General features: G+C 75.0%; 11 protein-coding genes and 1 tRNA gene. 6 read left to right on the forward strand and 6 right to left on the reverse strand.

Annotated features, from left to right (window positions below):
- Positions 1-58: 58 nt before the first annotated feature.
- Positions 59-991 (forward strand): universal stress protein, encoded by a 933-nt coding sequence (locus VR894_RS06690; RefSeq protein WP_324650587.1) that lies wholly within the window; start codon positions 59-61, stop codon positions 989-991.
- A 130-nt stretch (positions 992-1121) separates the two neighbouring features.
- A complete protein-coding gene (gene ddaH, locus VR894_RS06695) occupies positions 1122-2000 on the forward strand; it encodes a dimethylargininase (RefSeq protein ID WP_416380822.1) in 879 nt (292 codons plus the stop codon).
- A gap of 6 nt (positions 2001-2006) precedes the next feature.
- Here the strand turns inward: ddaH and VR894_RS06700 are convergent, their stop codons facing one another.
- From VR894_RS06700 to VR894_RS06715, 4 genes are read right to left on the reverse strand one after another with little or no spacing between them, the layout of a single operon-like run.
- On the reverse strand, positions 2007-2468 hold the full coding sequence (locus VR894_RS06700) for a hypothetical protein (RefSeq protein WP_324650588.1): 462 nt from the start codon (positions 2466-2468) through the stop codon (positions 2007-2009).
- A gap of 18 nt (positions 2469-2486) precedes the next feature.
- Positions 2487-2933, reverse strand: a complete 447-nt coding sequence (locus tag VR894_RS06705) for a hypothetical protein (RefSeq protein ID WP_324650589.1) — start codon at positions 2931-2933, stop codon at positions 2487-2489.
- Positions 2930-4465 carry a hypothetical protein gene (locus tag VR894_RS06710; RefSeq protein WP_324650590.1) on the reverse strand — a complete coding sequence of 512 codons (1536 nt, stop codon included), beginning with the start codon at positions 4463-4465 and terminating at the stop codon, positions 2930-2932. Before VR894_RS06710 ends, VR894_RS06705 begins: the two co-directional genes overlap by 4 nt.
- Positions 4462-5364 carry a hypothetical protein gene (locus tag VR894_RS06715; protein ID WP_324650591.1) on the reverse strand — a complete coding sequence of 301 codons (903 nt, stop codon included), beginning with the start codon at positions 5362-5364 and terminating at the stop codon, positions 4462-4464. The genes VR894_RS06710 and VR894_RS06715 overlap by 4 nt, the downstream gene beginning before the upstream one ends.
- A gap of 290 nt (positions 5365-5654) precedes the next feature.
- Here VR894_RS06715 and VR894_RS06720 point away from each other — a divergent pair, with 290 nt between their 5' ends.
- Complete coding sequence (locus tag VR894_RS06720) at positions 5655-6965, forward strand: O-succinylhomoserine sulfhydrylase (protein WP_324650592.1); 1311 nt, start codon at positions 5655-5657, stop codon at positions 6963-6965.
- A gap of 42 nt (positions 6966-7007) precedes the next feature.
- On the opposite strand, the gene VR894_RS06725 is transcribed toward VR894_RS06720, so the two are convergent.
- Positions 7008-7445: an SRPBCC family protein gene (locus VR894_RS06725; protein ID WP_324650593.1), complete on the reverse strand. Its 438-nt coding sequence runs from the start codon at positions 7443-7445 to the stop codon at positions 7008-7010.
- Between the two features lie 54 nt (positions 7446-7499).
- Here VR894_RS06725 and VR894_RS06730 point away from each other — a divergent pair.
- Positions 7500-7575: transfer RNA gene (locus VR894_RS06730), tRNA-Arg, on the forward strand.
- A gap of 58 nt (positions 7576-7633) precedes the next feature.
- Here VR894_RS06730 and VR894_RS06735 read toward each other — a convergent pair.
- Positions 7634-8617 (reverse strand): YihY/virulence factor BrkB family protein, encoded by a 984-nt coding sequence (locus tag VR894_RS06735; protein WP_324650594.1) that lies wholly within the window; start codon positions 8615-8617, stop codon positions 7634-7636.
- Positions 8618-8856: 239 nt separating this feature from the next.
- On the opposite strand from VR894_RS06735, the gene VR894_RS06740 reads away from it, so the two are divergent.
- Both VR894_RS06740 and VR894_RS06745 read left to right on the forward strand, forming a co-directional pair.
- Positions 8857-13146: a hypothetical protein gene (locus VR894_RS06740; protein WP_324650595.1), complete on the forward strand. Its 4290-nt coding sequence runs from the start codon at positions 8857-8859 to the stop codon at positions 13144-13146.
- Between the two features lie 23 nt (positions 13147-13169).
- Positions 13170-13418, forward strand: coding sequence for a hypothetical protein (locus VR894_RS06745; RefSeq protein WP_324650596.1), 249 nt, complete (start codon positions 13170-13172; stop codon positions 13416-13418).
- Positions 13419-13453: the final 35 nt, after the last annotated feature.

The raw sequence follows: 13453 nt of genomic DNA on the forward strand, positions 1-13453 counted from the left end.
CACGGGTGTCGGCACGGAGCACAATGGGGAGCAACGGCTCCCGAGCTTGGAGGGTGACATGCCCCGCGAGAACGTCGTCATCGTCGGTGTGGACGGCTCCGAGACCAGCAACGCGGCCCTCGACTGGGCGGCGGCGGAGGCACGACGCCTCGGCTGGCGCCTGCACGTCGTCTGTGCGTACGCCGTCCCCGCGTTCACCGTCGCCTCGCTCGACGGCGGCTTCGCCGCCGTCGACGACTCGGCCATCCAGGCCGGGGCGCAGGCCGTGCTCGAGGAGGCCGTCGAGCGCGTGGGCGGCGACCTCGAGGTCACCTCCGCACTCGAGCTCGGTGACCCCGCCGGGGTGCTCGTCGAGCTCTCCCGCCAGGCGGGGCTCGCCGTCGTCGGCACTCGCGGCGGCGGTGGGTTCGCCGACCGTCTCCTCGGCACGGTGTCCTCCTCCCTGCCCGCGCACGCGCACTGCCCGACCGTCGTGGTTCCCCGCACCGAGGACGGTCAGCCGCCCTTCACGCCGGTTCGCCGCGTCGTCGTCGGTGTCGACGGCTCGGAGTCCGCCACCATCGCGCTGCGCCGAGCGGTGGACGAGGCAGCCGCGTGGGACGCCCACCTCACCGCCGTCGCCGCGGTGCCGATCGGCGGGGGAGCCGGGTCGCTCGCCTGGCTGCCGGCCGCCGTCGACCGGGACGACGTGCTCGCCGACGTCAAGGTCGGGCTCTCGGTGGCGGTCGAGCGCGCCGTCGCCGGTCGGGAGGTCCGCGTCAGCCAGCACGCCCTCGACGGCAACGCGGCGGCACTGCTCGCGGAGTTCTCCACCGCCGTCGACCTCGTCGTCGTCGGGTCCCGCGGGCGCGGCGGCTTCGCCGGGCTGCTCATGGGCTCGACCAGCCAGGCGGTCCTCCACCACGCCGTCTGCCCCGTCATGGTCGTCCCCGCTCGCTCCGCCGAGGAGGAGACCCGCGGTCCTGCCGACGTCCCCTGGCGCCGCCGCTGAGGGCTCCGCGCCTCCGCACCCCCCGCCGAGCCCCGGATCGTGTGCACGCTCGGCGCGCCCCGCGCCGCTGCGCGTCGTCAGGCGTCGCGGCTGCCTAGGCTGTGCCCACACACCGACGAAAGGGGCACACGTGCGGCCACCCCGCCATGCCACGCCCCGGCACTACCTCATGTGCCGGCCGACGTACTTCACCGTGAGCTACGAGATCAACCCCTGGATGCACACGGCGGTGCCCACCGATACCGACCTGGCCGTCGCCCAGTGGCAGGAGCTCCACGACACCTACGTCCGGCTCGGCCACCGGGTCGAGCTCATCGAGCCCGTCGTGGGCCTTCCCGACATGGTCTACGCCGCGAACGGCGCGCTGGTGAGCGACGGCGAGGTCTACACGGCGAAGTTCACCTACCCGCAGCGCATGCCCGAGGGCCCTGCCTACGCGGACTGGTTCGCCGAGCGCGGCTTCCGGGTCCACACCGCGAGCGCCACCAACGAGGGCGAGGGTGACATCCTCACCGTCGGCGACCTCGTGCTCGCCGGGACCGGGTTCCGCACGTCCACCGCCGCGCACGCCGAGCTGCAGGAGGCCATCGGCAAGCCGGTCATCGGGCTGCGTCTCGTCGACCCGCGCTTCTACCACCTCGACACCGCGCTCATGGTGCTCTCCGACAGCGAGGTCGCCTACTACCCGCCGGCGTTCAGCGAGGGCAGCCGACGGGTGCTCGAGCGGCTCTTCCCCGACGCCGTCATCGCCACCGAGGCGGACGCCGTCGTGCTCGGGCTCAACGGCGTGAGTGACGGCCGGCACGTCATCCACAACCCGCGGGCCACGGACCTCGCCGCCGCACTCGCGGAGCGGGGCTTCGAGCCGATCGGCATCGACACCTCCGAGCTGCTCAAGGGCGGCGGCGGGGCGAAGTGCTGCACGCTGGAGATCCGGGCAACCGTGCGGGACCAGGGCCACCAGCCGCCCGGGGCCGTGCTGACGGCGTCGGTGGGCGCGGGGGGCTGAGGAGGCTCAGCGGCCCCACCCGGCCTGGCGCGCGCGGTCCAGCCAGCCGAGGTCGACGTCGGCCTCCGGGGCGCCGGCGACGATGTCGATGACGTGCTGGGCGTGCTCGACCCCGGGGGTGACCGCGTCGAGGACGCCGCTCCAGAGGTCGGCGAGCACGGAGCGAGCGTCCTCGAAGGCCGAGAGCAGGAAGGTCCGTGCGGACTCGATGGCGGCGAGCGTGTCGGCGGCCCCGTCGGCGTGCTCCCGCAGCGCCTGGGCGACGTCGTCGACGAGCTCGGCGCTGCGCGCCGTCTCCTCGGCCCGGTCGCCGAGCGACGCCACGTACGCCTCGCCCGCAACCGACCGCCAGCCGATCTCCTCGCGCAGCGCGACGAGCTCGGCGCCCAGCGCGCGGACCTGCCCGGCGACGTCGTCGACCTGGCCGGCGAGCGCGCGCAGCTCCTCCGGCGCCTCAGCGAGACCCATGGTGCACCTCCCGCGGGCTCATGGCCGCCACTCCTCGTCGGCCGCCGGAGGGCCGAACATGGCGAACAGGCCGGCGGAGTCCGCCCCTCGGCGTGGGAAGCCGAGGTCGCGAGGGTCGAGGGTCGTGCCGTCGGGGCCGACGAGGCTCGTGCGCACCTCGGTCGGGACGAACGCGGCGGTGTGCCACCCGGCCCGGGTGATCTCCTCGAGCGTGACCCGCTGCTCCGCGGGGTCCGTGCTCGTCGTCGCTGCGTCGATGACCACCTGGTTGCCGGTGGTCGCTCCGGAGCTGAGCCGCACCTCCGTGCCGGTCAGCGCCGGGACTGCGCTGAGCTCGGCGACGATGCGGTCGCTCTCGGTCGAGAGGTCCGGGGTGGTGGTGGAGTCCGGCGTGGGCGCCCCGCCGGCACCGCAGGCCGGCAGGAGGAGGACCAGGCCGAGCGCGCCGGCCAGCAGCCGCCTCACGGGTGCTCCTGCCCGACGTCGTACTGGAAGACGTGCGGCTCGCCCGCACGGACCCGGGCGAACTGCTCGTCGAGCCGCTCGAGCGCGATCGCCAGCACCGGGTCGGTGCCCGCCCGCTCGTCGACGAGCGCGCCGGTCTCCGCGTAGAGGCTGCCGTGGTGGGCGGAGAACGGGTCGCCGGGTGTCACCTCGCTGTGGCCGTCGACGTCGCGGGTGATGGTCGTCCAGTTCGGACCCGCGGCGTTCGGGTTGCCGTCGAGGTGGTGGACCGGGTCCTGGACGTGCTCGATGCTCAGCACGGAGACGTCGTCCGGGATGTCCATGGCGGCGACGGGCGAGCCGCCGGTGACGACGTCGGTGACGTTGAGACCGTTCGTCGGGTCGGCGGCGATCGAGGCGGCCACGATCCCGCCCTGGCTGTGCCCGGCGACGGTGACGGCCTGGCCCTGCAGCACGCTGAGCGGGACACCGGTCTGCTCCGAGAGGGAGGACATCGCCTGGTGCACCGCCTCGAGCACCCCCTCCTCCATCGCGGTGTCGTGCGCCCCCGCCATGAGGTGGAGGTTGGTGCTGAGGTCTGAGGGGTTGGAGCCGGGCGCGGGGGACCACTCCTGCGTCCCGGGGATCTCCACGATCCAGCTGTACCCGCCCGCACCGTCGGGGACCGCGGTGACGCGCACCTCCGAACGGTCGCCGTTGCCGAGGCCGGAGATGTTGTCGAAGAGGTCGGAGACGCTGCCGGCGGCGGTCGCGTCCAGCGCCGCCTGCCAGCTCGCGTCGTCCGGGTAGCGGGGGTCGCGCGGCTCGGGGGTCACCACCGGGCGGCCGGTGGCGAAGAGGCCGAGCAGCCCGCCTCCGGCGATGACGCCCGAGACGACCTGTTCGTAGCTCAGTGGCGTGGTCGGGAAGGTCCACGGCGTCAGCGCGCTGAGCACGAGCGGGACCTGCGTGCCGAGCACGAACGGGAGGCCGGAGATGATGGAGTCGGTGACCCACGGGTGGTCGTAGAGCCCGCCGAGCGCGGTCCCCAGGGGGTCCTGCCCGACGGTCTCGACCCACCGGGCGAAGGCGTCGGGGGTGAGGGCGTCGGCGACGTCGTCGTCCAGGGCCCCGTAGGCCCACGAGGTCAGGGCGATCCCCCCGGCCGTGAGGAGTCCTGCGTTCAGCAGGAGGACACCGGTGGTCGTGTCGCGGACCTCGGCGAGCCGGGCGAGCGCGGCGTCGGTCTCCTCGTAGGCCGTGGCGGCGCCGCGGAGGAACGTCGCCGAGGACTCGTACTCGAGGGCGATCCAGGCCAGCCCCTCGGGCGGGAGCTGCGCCCGGGCGACCTCACCGAGCACCCGCGCACCGGTGACCGGGGACAGCACCTGGGAGCCGAGCACCGCCTCGTGGGTGGCGACGGCGGCCACCCGCGCCGCGAGCTCGCGAGCGACGTCACCCTTGGCGTCCAGGACGTCGGCCGTGGCGCGCATGTCGGCGGCGCGCGCGAGGACACCCGCAGCCCCACCGGTCACGGTGAGGGAGTCGGTCACAGCACCTCCTCGGCGTGGAGGAGCCCGGTGAGTGCGGTGAGCAGGCCATGACGCACGTGCTCGAGGTCGGTGCGGCGCAGGGTGACGGCGTGGCACGTCGCGTCGACGAGCTCGACGACGTCGGCCTCCGTCCACAACCACACCCCGTGGAAGCCGAGGGTGCCGTCGGCGGTGCGGCGCGCCGCGCTCACGCTGGCTCCGCCGACCAGCGAGGTCGCGACCGTGCCGAGGACCGCGAGCGCCGAGGCGGGCAGCCCCGAGAGGTGGGTGGCGACCTCCTCACGCCCCGACCGCAGCGCCTGGGCGATGGCGGCGGACTGCGGCCAGCCGATCCGCACGGGCGAGCGGTCCTCCGGTGCGCCCGCCGTGACCCGGCCGGGCAGGGCTCGCATGGCCTCGGCGAGGAGGCCCCCGGCCGCCGACAGGGACAGGTCGACGACGGGTTCCTGCTCCAGCACCGGGTCGCCACCCGCCGTGCGGACCTGGCGGCGCCGCCGGGCGAGCGCGGCGGTCCGCCCGCCGGACCACGCCACGCTCTGGTTGACGACGACGTCACCGGACCACGCCGAGACGTCGACGCGGACGTCGGCCTCCAGCAGCATGAGCATGCCCAGGATGCAGGACGGGCTCAGCGCCGTGATGTCGTCCTCGGCCGGCACGTGGGTGGCCAGTCCGCGCAGCTGCAGGCTAGACCACGCGCGCTCGCGCTCCACCGGGGTGAGTGGCTGCTCCGGGTCGAGCCCGAAGGACTCGGGCGAGAAGCCCGCCGGGCCGGTCGAGCCGTGGGCGCGGGAGAGCAGGGCTGCACGCAGGACGGTCCACTCGGCCACGTCGAGCCGGAAGTGGGCCACGCGGCCTCGCCGCCGGCGCTCGGTCTGCTCGATCGTCTCCGTCGACATCGTGACCACCTCTCCCCCTGCCGCTGCCCTCATGGTGGTGCCTGCGCAGTGGCGTTGACCATGGGGAGAACTGCCCATCTCGGTGTCCATCGGGATGATCTGGGCGCCGCGTCCTCCTGCGAAAGTCGGGGCCCGTCCGAGGCGTGGGACGGCGCTGGGGCGTGGCTGACCCGGGCCGCACGTCGTGGCTAGCATCGGGGAAACCATCCAGAGCAGCCGAGAGACCTGGCTCGTCGACGCTGCAGCAACCCGGATCGCGGGTGCTCCCGCCAGGACCGATGGAGGAGACCATGGCGACGCCCACCCGTCCTGACCACGCAGCGTGTCCCGGCCCCGGAGGGTTCCCCGAGCCGGAGGAGGCGTGGGGCCCCGCGACACGTGCCGTGCACGCCGGCCACGCGCGGACCGGCTTCCAGGAGACCTCCGAGGCCCTGTTCCTCACCCAGGGCTTCGTCTACGACGAGGCCGCGGAGGCCGAGGCCGCCTTCCGCGGCGACGTCGACCGCTTCACCTACGCCCGCTACGAGAACCCCACGGTCTCCACGTTCGAGGAGCGGCTGCGTGCGCTGGAGGGGGCGGAGGCCTGTTACGCGACCGCCACCGGGATGTCGGCCGTCTTCTCCACCCTCGCCGCGCTCGTCCGCAGCGGCTCGCGGATCGTGTCCGGCCGGGCACTGTTCGGCTCGACGGTGACGCTCTTCGAGGACGTCCTCGCCAAGTGGGGAGTGGTCACCGACTACGTCGACGCCCATGACGTCGAGGACTGGCGCCGGGCGCTGGCCACCCCCGCCGACGTCGTGTTCTTCGAGACGCCGTCCAACCCGATGCAGGACATCGTCGACGTCGCGGCGGTGAGCGAGCTGGCCCACGCGGCGGGCGCCGTCGTCGTCGTCGACAACGTCTTCGCCACCCCGGTGCTCCAGCGGGTGCTGCCCCAGGGGGCGGACGTCGTCGTCTACTCGGCAACCAAGCACATCGACGGCCAGGGGCGCACCATGGGCGGCGCGGTGCTCGGCAGTCGCGACTTCGTCGAGGGCCCGCTCCAGCTCATCCTGCGCAACACCGGCCCGACGCTCAGCCCGTTCAACGCCTGGGTGCTGCTCAAGGGACTGGAGACCATGCCGCTGCGCGTACGCGCCCAGAGCGCCACGGCGCTGGAGCTGGCGCAGTGGCTCGAGACGCTGCCGGGGGTCGGGGCGGTGCACTACCCGTTCCTCGCCTCGCACCCCCAGGTGGAGCTCGCCCGGACCCAGATGAGCGGTGGGGGCACCGTGGTCACGTTCGACCTCGCCGTCGACGGCCGGCCCGCCGACCAGGCGCAGACCTTCGCGTTCCTCGACGCGCTGCGGCTCGTCCTCATCTCCAACAACCTCGGCGACGCGAAGTCGCTCGTCACCCATCCGGCGACGACGACGCACCGGCGGCTGGGGGAGGTGGGCCGGGCCCACCTGGGGATCAGCGACGCGACCGTGCGGCTGTCCGTCGGGCTCGAGGAGGTCGTGGACCTGCGTGCCGACCTCGAGCAGGCGCTCGCCGCGGTGGCCTCGGCGAGCGCGCAGTCCGGGGCCGAGATCGCGGTCCCGCACTGCGTGCCCGGGTGAGGACCGCGACCTCGCCGGTGGACGGCCCAGCGGGCGGCCGTCCTACCGGTCCGCGCGCCGCCGGTAGCGCCTGACCGAGCGGGCGATCCGCCACAGGGCGAACGCCGTCATCCCCTCCAGTGCCGGCCGCAGGAGGGCGGCGGTCAGCGCCCGGGGCAGCGGGCCACGGAGGTGCACGCCGTCCTCGGCCCAGTCGACGACGGCGCGATGGGGCCCGCGTGCCGTGACGGTGATGACGACCTCGCCGAGCAGGAGCGGCCCCGTCTTGACGAGGCGCAGCTCGCGGGGCGGGTCGGCCCGGGTGACCCGCATCCGGTCGACCAGCACCCGTGCGGTCCGGCCGACGACGACGTCCCCCTCCCGCAGCGGGGGGCGCGGTGCGCTCACCGTGGTGAGCGGGATCCAGCGGCCGTGGTGCCGCACCGCGGTGACCAGGGCATAGGCCCACTCCTGCGGCAGGTCAAGCGTCCGGGAGGCCATGGGAGGAGCGTATGTGCGCGGCGGCGTCCTCGCCGGTTACGCTGGACCCGCCCCGCCCTCGTAGCTCAGGGGATAGAGCACCGCTCTCCTAAAGCGGGTGTCGGCAGTTCGAATCTGCCCGAGGGCACCAGCGAGGTCCTGGACGTCCCGCCCGCGCGCAGGCGTCCGGCAGCGGAGCGGCCGTCGGCTCAGGCCGGGTCCTCCGGGTGCGGGGGGACGTCGTCGGCGACGACGGCGCCTCGCCGGCCGGGCGGCTGCTCGGGCCCCGTCGTCGAGTCGCGCTCCGTCTGCCGCTCCGCCTCGGCGTTGACCGCCGCGCCGAGGATGACGAGGAGGACGGTGAGCCAGAGCCAGAGCATGCTGATCGCCACCCCGGCGAGGGACCCGTACATGCGCTCGTAGGTGCCGAGGTTCTGCACGTAGACGAAGAGCCCCGCCGAGCACGCCAGCCACAGGGCTGTGGTGACGACCGAACCGCCGCTGATCCACCGCCACCGCGCCCGGCCGCGGCGGTCGGGCGCGAACCGGTAGAGCAGGGCCAGGCCGACGGCCATGAACACGGCGACGCCGATGCACGCGGCGGTGAGGGCGAGCACCTTGACCCAGCGTGGCGCGGTGGAGAGCGTCCGGGAGATGAGGGCGCTCCCGGCGATCACCGCCCCGAGAAGGACGGCGCCGCCGAGCACGAAGAACAGCGCGAGGGCGAAGCGGCGGAGCCCTCCGCGGGTCTCGTCCTCGCGGTAGGCGACCGTGATCGCCTCGATGAGGAAGGACGCCGCGGTGGTCGCGGTGCCGAGCGCGACGGCCAGGGCGAGCAGACCGCGGAAGGTGAGGAGCTGGGTGGACGCCTCGGTGATGGACACGAACTGGTCGCCGAGGACCTGACCGAGGGTCGGGGGCAGTACGGCCACCACCCCCGCGAGGTGCTCCACGGCCTGCTCGGGGGTGTTGACCGCGCCGTACACCGACAGGGCGGTGAGCAGGACCGGCGCGATGGACAGCACCGCGAAGAAGGCGACGCCCGCGCTGTAGAGCAGGAACTGGTCCGGGACGATCCTCCGGGCCACGCGGCGCAGGATGTGCAGCCACCCCTTGAGCGGGATCTGGCGCGGCCGCGCAGCGCGGGCGCCGGGCGTCGTCGGCGCCGGCTCGCGGGCAGGGAGGGCCGCCATGGGCACAGTCTGGCGGGGCCGTGGGGGGACTGCACGCCCGGGTGTGTCGGACATCACCGCGACGTTCGACGGGAGGAGGGCTTGCGCTCCGACGAAAGTTGGGCCAGGCTATCCTCCATAGGGCGTGACGCCTGCCCCCCGTGTGCGTCACGCCCTATCTCATGCCCGAGGCCGGGAAACTGGTCCCGCTCGCGGCGGGTCGCGCCGGACAACGGCTCCACGCTGGTTAGCGTGGACGGATGACCCCTTCAGCGCTCTTCGCCCGCCCCCCAGCGGCGCACCGCCGCGCCGGGGGACAGGGCCCCGTCGGGCTCACCGCTCCGGAGGACGACTCCGACGCCGCGGACGGCCCCGCGACGAGCCGGACCGCCCGGGCGCGAGCCGTCGAGGGCTCCGCGCAGCAGTGGCGCGAGCGTCTCATCGCGCTCAGTGGCGCCAGCGCCCTCTCGGACGTCAGCCTGCTCGGTGAGGCCGTCATCGACCTCACCGCCGCGCACCCGTCGGGCATCGCCCAGCTCTACTCTGGGCGCGCCACCCGCCTGTCGAACCTCGTCCGCGAGGGCGGCGCGCTCGTCACCGCCCGCAGGTCGGCCCGCACCGTCGTCGCCCGCACCGACGAGCTCGCCCAGCGGTACGGCGTCGCACCCACCTATCTCGCCGCGGGCATCGCCACCTGGACGGAGATCCCGCGACCCGTCCCGGTGGCCGACCAGGAGGACGACGAGGTGGTCGACGACCGCCCGGACGCCGACGACGCGAGCGAGCCCGCAGCACCCCGCACCGTCCAGGCGCCGGTGCTCCTGCGGCCGGTGCGGCTGACGGCGCGCGGGGGCCAGGTCGCCGACCTCGACCTCCAGCTCGAGCCGGCCGTCGACGTCAACTCCGTGCTCGTGCGCGCCCTCCGCTCGCGTGGGGTGAGCGTCGACTCCGCCGCCATCGCGTCCGGGGCGCTGACGACCGACGGTTTCTCCCCCCGTGCCGCGCTTGCCCGGCTCGCCCTCCTCGGTGAGGAGCACCTGCCCGACTTCACGCTCGAGGAGCGCGTCCTCATCGGCCCGTTCGTCCACCCCGGCCAGGTGCTCGTCGACGACCTCGAGTCCATGCACGACCACCTCGTCGAGCACGACGTCGTCGCCGCCCTCGCCGGCGTCGAGGACGCGCGCGCCGCGCTGGACCGGCCGCTGCCCGAACGCGTCGGTGCCGACCGGCAGCCGCAGGCCGAGCGTGGCGTGGGCGACCTCGACCCCGAGCAGCAGCGGATCGTCGACGCCGTCAGCTCCGGGACGGACCTGTTCATCGACGCACCCCCCGGTGCCGACGTCCCGGCCACGCTGGCCGCCGTCCTCGCCGACGCCGTCGCCACCGGACGTCGGGTCCTGTACGTGCCCGGCACGCGGCGGGTGGGGCGCGCGCTCGTCGAGGAGCTCACCGCGCTCGGTCTGCGCGACCTCGTCCTCGACCTGTCCACCGACACCGGCTGGCGGGCCAGCGCACCCGAGCAGCTGCGCGCCGGGCTGCACGCCGTCGAGCCGGAGGCCCGCACCGAGTCCGTGCGGGCCCTGCGGGCGGAGCTGGTCACCGCCCGTGAGCAGCTCGCCGGGTACGTCGAGGCGCTGCACACGGTGCGCCGGCCGTGGGACTGCTCCGCGCACGCCGCCCTGCAGGCGCTTGCCGGCCTGACCGCCCAGCGGCCGGGACCGCGCACCGAGGTCCGCCTCTCCCCGGACGTCGTCCGGGAGCTCGTCGGTGAGCGCCGTGAGCACGCGCGGGAGCGCCTCGTGCGCGCCGCCAGCCTGGGGTCCTTCGAGCTCCGTCCGCACGACACGCCCTGGTACGGGGCTCGGCTGGAGAGCGCCGACGGAGCCCACCGGGCCCTCGAGCGCACCCAGCGGCTGGCCGGCGTCGAGCTACCGCGCGTGCTCGCCGACGTCGAGCGCACGGCCCGCGAGACGGGCCTGACCACGGCACGCACGTTGCGCGGGTGGCTCGAGCAGCTGGACATGCTCGACGGTGTCCGCACCGCGCTGGACGTCTTCGTCCCCCAGGTCTTCGAACGGTCGGCAGCGGACATGGTCGTCGCGACCTCCACCCGCGCCTGGCGCAAGGAGCACGGCGTCACCATGGCCGGCGGCACGCGACGCCGGCTGCGCAAGCAGGCCAAGGACCTCCTGCGCCCCGGTCGCCCCGTGCCGGACCTCCACGCCGAGCTCGTCCACGTGCAGGAGCAGCGCGAGGTCTGGCGGCGGCACTGCCCCGGCGGGGGCTGGCCGCGCCTGCCCGAGGGACTCTCGGAGATGGCTCGCCACGCCCGCGCGGTCGAGGGTGACGTCGCGGCGCTCCAGGACGTCGTCGGCGCCGGGGCGGGCAAGGCCGACCTCCTCGACCTCCCGCTCGCCGACCTCGCCAGCGCCATGGAGGCGCTCGGCAACGACAGCGAGGCCGTGCGGCTCATGCCCGAGCGCACCGCCGTCCTCGCCGAGCTCGGGGAGCTGGGCCTCGGTGAGCTCGTCGCGGATCTCACCGCCCGCCGCGTGCCCGCGGCGCTCGCCGGTGCCGAGCTCGACCTCGCCTGGTGGACCTCGGTGCTCGAGGACATCCTGCGCACCGATCCCGCGCTCGCCGGGTTCGACGGGCCCGGCCTCATCGCGCTCGCCGAGCGCTTCCGCCGCCTCGACGCCGAGCACGTGGAGACGCTGACGACGCCCGTCCGGCGCGCCGTCGTCCGCCGGCTGCAGGCCCTCGTCCACAGCCACCGTGAGGCCGCCGCCGAGCTCGAGCACGAGCTCGGGGCCGGCCGGGGCGTCGACCTCCGCAGGATCCACGCCCGGCACCCCGAGCTCGTCGGAGCGATCCGGCCGAGCTGGGTGGTGCCTCCCGTCCTCGTGCCGCAGCTCCTGCCGCCCACCCGCAGCGTCGACCTCGTCGTCCTCGACGGCGTCCACCACCTGCCCACCGAGCAGGCCGTCGGCGCCATCGCCCGCGGTCAGCAGGTCGTCCTCGTCGGCGACTCCCGCCGCGGCGGTGACGGGCTGGCCGCGGAGCTGGCGCCGCTGCTGCCCGCCCTCACGTTGCCGACCGACCGCGCCGAGCGCGAGGAGTCGATCGCCGTGTTCCTCGCCCGGCACGGGTACGCCGACGTCATCCAGCCCGTGCCCGCTCCGCCGGCCCCCGGTCGGACGACCTTCGAGGTCGTCGAGGGCTTCGGGATGCCGGCCCCGGGCGCGGACGCGGTGGAGAGTGTGCAGGCGGAGGTCGACCGCGTCGTGGACCTCGTCATCGAGCACGCCCTGACCACCCCCGAGCAGTCGCTCGCCGTCATCGCCCTCAACGCGCGCCACGCCGACCGGGTCCGCGAGGCGGTCATCTCCGCGGTGTCCGGCAGCTCGGCCGTCGCCGACTTCTTCGCCGCGGACAAGGCCGAGCCCTTCGTCGTCGTCGACGCGGATGGTGCGGCCGGTTTGCGTCGCGACACCGTGGTGCTCAGTCTCGGCTACGCGAAGACGCCCCACGGCCGGGTGCTGCACAGCTTCGGGGCGATCAGCGGGCCCGACGGCACGGCCTGCCTCATCGACGCGCTCGACGCCGTCCGTGAGCGGCTCGTCCTCGTCTCCTGCATCGGCCCCGGGGACATCGACCGCGGGCGCCTCCACCAGCCCGGCCCGCTCCTCCTAGCCGACCTCATCGACTGGGCCGCCGAGGCGCCCGAGCAGGGCGACACCGCGGCCACCGGCGCGGCGCCCGACCCGCTGCTCGTCGACCTCGCGGAGCGCCTGTGGCGCCTGGGCCTGACCGTCGTGCCGCAGTACGGCGTCGAGGGCGGGGTGCGCATCCCGCTCGCGATCGGCCACCCCGACCTGCCCGGAGAGCTGCTGGTCGCGGTCCTCACCGACGACGCCTCGTACGTGGCCGAGCCGAACCTCCGGCGGCGCGAGCGTCACTGGGTGCAGCGGCTCGCCGCGCGGGGCTGGAAGGTCCACATGGCGTTCTCGACAGCCGTCTTCACCGATCCCCAGGGGGAGGCGCAGGCCATCCTCGGGCGCGTGCTCGACGTCGTCGGCGAGCGGCGGCGCACGCAGCACCCGGTGCGTGTCCCGGTCGCCGCTCCGCCCGTGGAGCTCGAGGACACCGACGACGTGGCCGACGGCGACGCCGACGCGTCGGACCGCGCACACGACGGCGCGGTTCCCGGCTCCGCGGCTCCCCAGTTCTCGGACGCGACGCAGCCGGCCGAGGCCGACGACGAGGACCCGCCCGGCGTGAGTCCCGATGCGTCAGTCGGGAGCGAGGGCGGCCGCGGACCTGCGTCGGCCGCTCGCGAGCGGGGACCGCGGCCGCCGGTGACGCCCGGACTGCCGATCGGCGCCTACTCCGACGACGAGCTCGACGACCTGGCCGCCTGGATCGACTCCGACGGCATCGAGCGCGACCGCGACGCCCTCGTGGCCGCGCTGCGCGAGGAGCTCGGGCTCACCCGCCGCGGCCTGGAGGTCGACGGGGTCCTGCGCGCGGTCGCCTCCCGCCGCGGATGACCCGCGGCCGGCACCGCCGGGTCGTGGCACCGCCCACCCGTCTCGGTGCGAGCGAGGAGGGAAACCTCACCCCGACGACGGCTCCGGCCGCGCGTGCCGACGGGGCTGCGGACGCCTCGTCGGCTCGGCCGACCGACCACAAGCAGCAGCCCCCGGCGGTCGCCCCGCTGCCGGTCCGGGCCGGCGAGGACACCGACGAGGGATGGGGTGAGCTGCCCGAGCGGTCCGACGACGCGCGCTACCTGCGGGACAAGCCGCCCCACTGGCAGTGAGCCGGCGCGCTAGCCTGGCCCGGTGCCCGGACCCG

The sequence above is a fragment of the Georgenia sp. H159 genome (genome assembly GCF_035607575.1).
Taxonomy (GTDB): Bacteria; Actinomycetota; Actinomycetes; order Actinomycetales; family Actinomycetaceae; genus Oceanitalea.

What these genes read in the sequence shown, in the direction of transcription:
- VR894_RS06715 (WP_324650591.1), bottom strand. Translation starts at nt 5,364, where the DNA reads ATGTCGACGGAGACGATCGAGCAGACCGAGCGCCGGCGGCGAGGCCGC.
- VR894_RS06735 (WP_324650594.1), bottom strand. Translation starts at nt 8,617, where the DNA reads ATGGCGGCCCTCCCTGCCCGCGAGCCGGCGCCGACGACGCCCGGCGCC.
- VR894_RS06700 (WP_324650588.1), bottom strand. Translation starts at nt 2,468, where the DNA reads ATGGGTCTCGCTGAGGCGCCGGAGGAGCTGCGCGCGCTCGCCGGCCAG.
- VR894_RS06740 (WP_324650595.1), top strand. Translation starts at nt 8,857, where the DNA reads ATGACCCCTTCAGCGCTCTTCGCCCGCCCCCCAGCGGCGCACCGCCGC.
- VR894_RS06690 (WP_324650587.1), top strand. Translation starts at nt 59, where the DNA reads ATGCCCCGCGAGAACGTCGTCATCGTCGGTGTGGACGGCTCCGAGACC.
- VR894_RS06720 (WP_324650592.1), top strand. Translation starts at nt 5,655, where the DNA reads ATGGCGACGCCCACCCGTCCTGACCACGCAGCGTGTCCCGGCCCCGGA.
- VR894_RS06725 (WP_324650593.1), bottom strand. Translation starts at nt 7,445, where the DNA reads ATGGCCTCCCGGACGCTTGACCTGCCGCAGGAGTGGGCCTATGCCCTG.